The organism is Coprococcus sp. ART55/1 (assembly GCF_000210595.1).
Lineage (GTDB): Bacteria > Bacillota > Clostridia > Lachnospirales > Lachnospiraceae > Coprococcus > Coprococcus aceti.
In genome coordinates this window covers 899,710-907,916 of record NC_021018.1, presented here as the reverse complement: position 1 = coordinate 907,916, position 8,207 = coordinate 899,710, and the positions used below count along the sequence as shown (strand labels likewise).

General features: G+C 47.1%; 7 protein-coding genes. All 7 read right to left on the bottom strand.

Translation table 11 applies throughout. The features are described 5' to 3' along the window. Positions 1 to 1,005 (bottom strand): SurA N-terminal domain-containing protein (locus tag CCU_RS04275; RefSeq protein ID WP_243440854.1); only part of this gene is annotated, 1,005 nt, incomplete at its 3' end. Between the two features lie 57 nt (positions 1,006 to 1,062). After that, entirely contained in the window at positions 1,063 to 4,629 is a 3,567-nt protein-coding gene (mfd, locus tag CCU_RS04270) for a transcription-repair coupling factor (protein WP_015533698.1), read from the bottom strand. A 12-nt stretch (positions 4,630 to 4,641) separates the two neighbouring features. Then, positions 4,642 to 5,199, bottom strand: coding sequence for an aminoacyl-tRNA hydrolase (pth, locus tag CCU_RS04265; RefSeq protein WP_015533697.1), 558 nt, complete (start codon positions 5,197 to 5,199; stop codon positions 4,642 to 4,644). Positions 5,200 to 5,242: 43 nt separating this feature from the next. Continuing rightward, entirely contained in the window at positions 5,243 to 5,977 is a 735-nt protein-coding gene (locus CCU_RS04260) for a sugar phosphate nucleotidyltransferase (protein ID WP_015533696.1), read from the bottom strand. Positions 5,978 to 6,128: 151 nt separating this feature from the next. After that, on the bottom strand, positions 6,129 to 6,389 hold the full coding sequence (gene spoVG / locus CCU_RS04255) for a septation regulator SpoVG (RefSeq protein WP_015533695.1): 261 nt from the start codon (positions 6,387 to 6,389) through the stop codon (positions 6,129 to 6,131). A gap of 79 nt (positions 6,390 to 6,468) precedes the next feature. After that, positions 6,469 to 7,593, bottom strand: coding sequence for a glucose-1-phosphate adenylyltransferase subunit GlgD (gene glgD, locus CCU_RS04250; protein ID WP_015533694.1), 1,125 nt, complete (start codon positions 7,591 to 7,593; stop codon positions 6,469 to 6,471). A gap of 2 nt (positions 7,594 to 7,595) precedes the next feature. Further along, positions 7,596 to 8,207, bottom strand: a 612-nt coding sequence (locus tag CCU_RS04245; protein ID WP_243440853.1) for a sugar phosphate nucleotidyltransferase, incomplete at its 5' end; no start/stop codon positions are given.

The window sequence follows — 8,207 nt, the reverse complement described above, 5'->3', positions numbered from 1 at the left end:
GTACACATCCATATCCACACTCTTACTGTATGAATATCCGCTGTCCAGCTCATCTATCCAGTCCTTCATAAGGTTGTCATAGTATTCCGCATCAGCGGCATCCGTGAGCTTCTTCTTGTTCTCGGCCGTGGCCTTCTCATCCGTAATGCTTATCATCTGGAATATATGGTAACCATACTCAGTCTCCACCACCGTGGATATCTCGCCATCCGACATGCTGTACAGTATGTCCAGCGTATCCTGGCCATAGGTGCTCAATATATCATCCCTGCTCATCGTATGTGTTCCCGCATACTTAAGCTCCTTTGCGCTTCCAAGGAATGATATATCCATATCTGTGCCATCCGAGGCTTCCTCTATGGATTCATATGCCTCATCCGCCTTTTTCTTCTGCTCATCTATCTTGTCCTGTGAGTACAGGGTGATATTTCCATAATCGTCCTCCGAGTAGCACTCAAAGAACATATCATAAAATGTACTCATCCTGGCCTGCTCATCGGATATCTCCGTGGAGCTCTGCTTCATCACATAATCATATATCTTGTCTGCCAGTGCGCTCTCACGCAAAACTCTCTTCACCGTATCGAGTTCAAGTCCAACCTCTGCGATCTGGGCATCAGTCAATTTGTCATAGAACTCTTGCGCCGCCGTATCCTGATCCTTCTGCTCGCTTGCAGTCAGGCTTATGCCGTACTCCCCGGATTTGGTTATAAGAGTCTTGGTCTTTATGAGCTTTGATATCGCCTGACGCCTTGCTGCATCCACGGCATCCATCTCCAGACCATCATCAGTCACTATGCTCTGTTTCCACACGTCACTGCCATACTTTGATTCGTACTCCTCCTTCACAGTCTGGGCATAAATATACACCTCGTCTATCTCTATGTTCTGCCCGTTGTATCTGAGAACTACCTCCTTGCCAGTCTCCTCAGTGGCATCACTGCCACATCCAGTCACGGCAAATGCACATATGAGCGCCAGCAGCACACACAACCATCTCTTCAACTGAACCGCACCTCCTTATCTTTGTATTCTCCTGTCTGTATATTTCTAACTCATTATCTATGCTTTGTTATCCACACTGTCTTCTTCACTGTGGGTCATTATCAACATCTGGGACATATCCGCCACGACAAATTCCGCCTTTCTGAGAAGATCATTTTTCTCCTCCCGTCCAAGCTTCAATATAAACTCAGGCTTTGCCCCCATGACAAATTTCATCCTGCCTGAATAACTCTTAACGAGCTCATCTATCCCATCTACATTTATGTCAGCCCTGTTGTACATGACAAATCTCAGGTCTCCGTCCTTGTACCATATACGGGTTATGAAGCAGATATTTGCATTTGCCCTTAACAGTGCCACATCAAGAAGATTCATTGTCTCGTCAGGGATGTCGCCAAATCTGTCAATGAGCTCATCCACTATGTCATTGTACTCATCCTCATTCTTGATGAGGGATATTCTCTTACAAAGCTCCAGCTTGACAAAGTCGTTTTTGACGTACGTCTCAGGAATGAACGAATCCACCGGAAGGTCTATCTCCGTCTCGTATTCCTGGAAAACCTTCTCGCCGCGGAGCTCCCTGACCGCATCATTAAGCATCTTGCAGTAAAGGTCATAGCCCACGACCTCATAGTTGCCCGACTGACTCTCGCCCAGGACGCTTCCCGCACCTCTGATGTTGAGATCCGCCTTGGACACCTTGACTCCCGAGCCGAGATCCGTATATTCTTTTATCGCTCTAAGTCTCTTCTCAGCGACCTCGGATATCATCTTGTTGCGCCTGTAGAACATAAATGCAAATGCACTTCTGTCCGAGCGACCAACTCTTCCGCGTAACTGGTAGAGCTGTGCCAGACCAAACAGGTTAGCGTCGTGTATGATTATGGTATTTGCATTCGGTATATCAAGTCCGGTCTCTATGATGGTCGTGCACACAAGCACGTCTATCTCCTTTTTGTTGAACCGGTACATGATGTCCTCCAGCGTGCGGCCATCCATCTGTCCATGGGCAAACTCTACATTTGCATATGGCACGAGGCTTCTCACATCATCCGCAAATCTCTCTATGCCTTCGACCCTGTTGTACACATAGTATACCTGACCATGCCTTGCAAGCTCTCTGGCAATCGCCTCCCTGGCAAGCTCCCTGTCATATTCCATGACATAGGTCTGTATCGGTCTCCTGTCCACCGGAGGCTCCTCAAGCAGGCTCATGTCTCTGATTCCAACAAGACTCATATGGAGTGTTCTCGGGATAGGCGTCGCCGTCAGTGTCAGAACATCCACATTGGTCTTCATCTCTTTTATCTTCTCTTTGTGATTTACACCGAATCTCTGTTCCTCATCTATTATGAGAAGTCCCAGATTCTTGAACTCCACATCCTTTGAGAGCAGCCTGTGGGTTCCTATGACTATGTCCACCTTGCCCTCTTTCAGCTCTCTGAGTGTAGATTTTATCTCCTTCTGGGTACAGAATCTGCACAACAGTCTCACCGTCACTGGATAATCCTTCATTCGCTCTGTGAACGTCTCATAATGCTGCTCGGCAAGGATCGTGGTCGGCACAAGATACGCAACCTGTTTGCTGTCACCGACAGCCTTGAACGCAGCACGGATCGCCACCTCAGTCTTACCAAATCCAACGTCTCCGCACACCAGTCTGTCCATGATCTTATGGCTCTCCATGTCCGCCTTGACATCCTCTATGGCCTTTAACTGATCGTCAGTCTCAGTATAAGGAAATGTCTCCTCGAACTCCTTCTGCCACTCGGAATCAGGAGAATAGGCAAAGCCTTCCCTCGCCTGTCTCTCTGAGTACAGCTTTACAAGATGCTGAGCCACCTCGCTGACATGGCCCTTAACCTTGTTTCTTACCTTCTGCCACTCACTGCCACCGAGTCTGTTGATCTTCGGGGCTCGGCTCTCCTTGCTCCTGTACTTCTGTATCCTGTCCGTCTCGGAAGCCAGGACATATAATTTGCCGCCCTCAGCATACTCGATGACCAGATAGTCCTTCAAGGCGCCGTCGACCTCTATCTTCTCAAGCCCACGATAGATACCTATTCCGTACTTCTCATGGACCACATAATCGCCCACGCTCACATCCGAGAATGACTTTACTATCTCCCCGGCACGCGGCAGCTTCTTCCTCGAAGCCTGCGAATGTGATGTCTTGCTGGAGAACACATCTCCCTCGCTGACCACGATGAGCTTCATCTCCGGTATCATAAAACCGGCTCTGAGCCTTCCCGGCATGACCGCCATCTCTCTGGCAGCCAGAGCTTTGTCCGGGTCGTTCAGGTAATGACATATGACGTCATTGTCCATGAGGTTATCGACCATTCTCTTCGCACCGACCGATGATGGCGATACGAACAGGACGCTGTATTTGTCCTTCTTCCATTTCTTGATATCAGTAACCAGCGCATCAAAATTGTTCCTGTAGCTGTGAACCTCCCTGCTCTCGATCTCCACGCGGTGAGCATACTTTACACGGTCATCCTCACCCACAAATGAGTCAAAGCCCACAACCTTGTAGCGTCTGCATTTTTCCAGAACATCATCATAAGTGAACAGAACCTTCATCTGCCCCGGGAGGATATATCCCCCCTCCAGCCTGTGCGTCAGGCTGCTAAGAAAACTCTTCTCACTGCCATCCGCCTTCTCCGTGACCTTCTTCGTCTCATCTATGAAAATGTACGCATCCTCCGGCAGGCAGTCCACCAGAGACACCGTGTCACTGTAAAAATAATCAACATAGCTATCCACTCCGTATATCGCACTGAACTCCGTGAGCTGTTCCTTCAGCGTGGCTATCTCGCCCTTTATCCTGGCATACGCCTCCGTCTGAAATGAATCCTTAAGCTTCTTCGCATACGGCTTCAGCTCTGCCTCCAGCCTGTGTATACCCCTGTCGATCCTCTCCTTTGAAAGCACCATCTCTCCCGCGGGATAAATTACAAGTTCATCCACATTCTCTATGGATCTCTGGCTCTCCGCATCAAATGTCTTGATGGTATCGACTTCATCGTCCCACATGTCTATTCTGTATGGACATTCCTCAGTCAGCGGAAATATGTCCACGATACCGCCTCGTATGGCAAATTGTCCCGGCTCCTCCACACTGTCAGTTTTTTCATAACCAAGGTCCACCAGCTTGCCCTTGAGCTCATCCAGATCAAGAGACTGTGCCGCATGGATATTTATCACGTATTTTTTCATATAGGACAATGCAGGTATCTTGTCATACATTGCATCTACCGTGGCTATGATCGTACATGGTTCTCCCGTTGCCAGACGCCGAAGGACCTCCATGCGCCGTCTGGTTATGGCATTGCCGTGGACATCTGCACTGAAGAACAGAATATCCTTTGCAGGATACATATATACATCCCTTCCGTAGAACTTCATATCGCTGTACAGCTCCTCCGCACGCCTGTCGTTATATGTCAGTATCAGGCGCACCGATGCGTCATCACCGAAGCCCTGCATCATGAATACTCTGTCCGTGCCCTCGCCCGTCGTACCTGTCACATTGACAAATCCATCTCCGGATGCAAGCCACTCCTTCAACTCTGTATATATATTCAGTTTTTCAAATGGCTCACCAAGTACACGTATCATTCTCCATCACTCTCAATTAAACTTATTCATAGCTGCAACTGTGCCATCCGCCAGTATGGTCTCCACCGCATCGCAGGCATTACCGCAGCTCTCTCTTATATTCGCCAGATCTTCCTTTCCAAATCTCGACAACACATAATCAGCCAGATCCATGTGATCCGGCTTTTTGCCAACACCCACTCTGATCCTGACAAATTCCTGGCTGCCAACGTGCTGTATGATATTCTTCATACCGTTATGACCGCCGGCGCTTCCCTTCTGTCTGATCCTGAGCTTGCCGACGTCAAGATCTATGTCATCGTACACGACTATCAGATCTTCAACCGTGCATTTGTAGAAGTCCATTATCGCCCTTACGCTCTCTCCGCTGAGATTCATAAATGTCTGAGGCATGGCGAGTATGACCTTCTCTCCGTCTATTATACCCTTTCCTATAAGTGCCTTATGCTTTGCAGTGTCTATCCTTATATTATGTCTCTCTGCCAGCTCATCCAGAACCGCAAATCCTACATTGTGTCTTGTTCCGGCATATTTCGCACCGGGATTGCCAAGTCCAACTATGATCTTCATTTGGTATCTCCATTTTCCTCCACCCAGGTGGATCGTTCTATTGTTATCTGTTCTCCATGATCTTCTCAGCATCTGCAAGCTGCTCCAGGGTGTTGACTCCTCTTATCTGGTCAGCATCGTCCATCGGAACAGCGGAAGCCGGAAGCCCCATTTTCTTTATTATCTCTATCGCATCCGGAAGATAATACTCTCCCTGGGCGTTGTCATTTGATATCTGTGACAGTGCGTCCTGAAGTGCTGCGCAGTCAAATATATACATGCCCGAGTTAACTTCCTTCACAGCCTGCTCCGCTTCGTCAGCATCCTTCTGCTCCACGATCTTTGCCAGGCTGTCACCGTCCCTTATGATCCTTCCATATCCAAATGGATCATCAAGCATCGCCGATATTACGGTTACACCATTCCCGCTATCCTTGTGGAAATCAAGTGCTTTTCTGAGTGTATCCCCTGTCACAAGCGGTGTATCTCCACAGAGTATGATCACATCCCCATCACGTCCAATAAAATCTGCAGCACACTTTACCGCATGGCCTGTTCCGAGCTGCTCCTCCTGAAGCGCATAGTCAACCTTCACATCATTGACACTGGCAGCTATGGCTGACTTCACCTCGTCTGCCTTGTATCCAACGATCACACACACCTCGTCTGCACCCGCCTGGCGCGCCGCTTCTATAGAATAATATACCATCGGTTTTCCCATCACCTGATGAACTACCTTTGGCTTATCTGACTTCATTCTTGTTCCCTTGCCTGCCGCAAGTATAACTGATTTTACCATTATTATATCCTCCATATTCTATCTGGATCTAAACAGATACATTCTACTTTATACTATATTTTTTTACAAGACCATATAAAAAGAGCCAATGCTATCAGCTTGGTGACTTACGCCTCTAGCACTGGCTCTGAATGTCTATTTGAGACTGGTATTACTCTTCCAAAGATTCCTGATACTTTGAAAGAATCATACTCTGCAGACGCTCTCTTGTAGCTGTATTGATCGGATGAGCGATATCTCTATATTCTCCATCCGCTGCCTTTCTACTCGGCATCGCGATGAACATGCCCTTCTCACCCTCGATGATCTTGATGTCATGCACAACAAACTCGTCATCGATCGTAATAGAAACAACCGCCTTCATCTTGCCTTCCTTCTCAACACTTCTGATCCTGATATCAGTTATCTGCATCTGAATTACCCCCTTAACCCTGACACACATTGCGATCCCACACGCAACTGTCATTTGTACTACTTATACCGTATGCATCCTACAACGCATATCTGAAATCCTTCTCCACTATTACCTTGATGTCCTCAGGTGTTCCCTGATGTACTGTGTTCGCACGGAGTGTATCCCTGCTCTCCACGATACAATTCTCGATGATGGAATTATCACCGATGTTGACATCGTTAAGTATGATCGAGTTCCTGATCACACAGTTATTTCCAATGTATACCTTCTTGAATATAACTGAGTTCTCAACGGTTCCGTTGATGATACAACCGCTTGCTATCAAGCTGTTATTTACCACCGCATCTGCATTGTACTTTGCTGGTGGGAGATCATCCACTCTTGAGTAGATATCCGGATGCTGTTTGAAGAAGAAGTCTCTTACGTCCTTCTTGAGGAAATCCATATTAGCTCTGTAATATGACTCCTTTGTTCCTATGTTTCTCCAGTAGCTGTCCATCTTGTATCCGTAAATTCTCTTGACACCCTTATATCTCACGAGAATATCTCTTACGAAATCATTTCTTCCCTCGTTGGCACATGTCTCAAGAAGTTCGATGAGCTGTCTTCTTCTTATGACATATACACCTATGGAAACCGTGTTGGTTCCTGCCACAAGAGGCTTCTCCTCGAAGTCTATGATCCTGCCATCCTCGTTCATATTGATAACACCAAATCTGTTGATGTCATCCTCGCCCGGTGCCATATCCTTGCATACAACCGTGATATCTGCACCATTGCTTATATGCTCCTCAAGAACCTTGTTGTAGTCAAGCTTGTAGATACCGTCTCCTGAAGCGATAACTACATATGGCTCATGGCTCTCCTTGAGGAACTTGATATTCTGATAAAGTGCATCTGCTGTTCCCTTGTACCAGTAGCTGTTAGCTGCTGTGATGGTAGGTGTGAAGATGAACAGACCTCCCTGCTTTCTTCCGAAATCCCACCACTTGCTTGAGTTCAGATGCTCATTCAGTGATCTTGTGTTGTACTGTGTGAATACCGCTACCTTCTGAATATGAGAATTGGTCATATTGGAAAGTGCGAAATCAATTGCTCTGTAGCTTCCTGTGATAGGCATGGCTGCAACGGCTCTCTTTGCTGAAAGATCTCCCAGCTTATTGCTGTTACCACCTGCCAGAATAATTCCTAATGCTCTCATGTCTACTCACCTGCCTTTATAATACTACCGCCACTCGGAAGTGTTCCGTCCGGATAATCCGAAGGATCTGTGTCACCGAATATTGCAGTGTTCTTACCTATTGTTACGCCCTCAGGTATAACTGAGTTCTCACCTATAGTAACAAGGCCAAATGCGTAGATATTAGGCTTCATCTCATTGACAGCTTCCTCACCAACTCCAAGCTTGGCATTTGCACCAACCTTGACATTCTCGGCAATGATTCCCTTTTCAACATAGGCACCAGCTTCGATCGTAACCCCATTCATTATAATCGAATCCTTAACGACCGCACCCTCTCCTATGGTTACACAAGAGCCTATAACTGAATTCTCAACGGTTCCGTATATCTCGGTTCCCTCTCCGATGATACACTTGGATACCTTTGCCGCTTCATCTATGTACTGAGGTGGTATGGCGTCTGTCTTCGTATATATCTTCCAGAATTCCTCATACAGATTGAACTCAGGAACTATGTCGACAAGCTCCATGTTGGCCTCCCAGTATGAACCGAGAGTTCCTACATCCTTCCAGTATCCCTTGAAATCGTATGCACATATCTTGTTGCCGTTCTCATGGCAGTATGGAATAATATG

Bases quoted from the DNA above. Each gene is read 5' to 3' on its own strand.
- mfd (WP_015533698.1), bottom strand. From the start codon at position 4,629: ATGATACGTGTACTTGGTGAGCCATTTGAAAAACTGAATATATATACA.
- pth (WP_015533697.1), bottom strand. From the start codon at position 5,199: ATGAAGATCATAGTTGGACTTGGCAATCCCGGTGCGAAATATGCCGGA.
- CCU_RS04260 (WP_015533696.1), bottom strand. From the start codon at position 5,977: ATGGTAAAATCAGTTATACTTGCGGCAGGCAAGGGAACAAGAATGAAG.
- spoVG (WP_015533695.1), bottom strand. From the start codon at position 6,389: ATGCAGATAACTGATATCAGGATCAGAAGTGTTGAGAAGGAAGGCAAG.
- glgD (WP_015533694.1), bottom strand. From the start codon at position 7,593: ATGAGAGCATTAGGAATTATTCTGGCAGGTGGTAACAGCAATAAGCTG.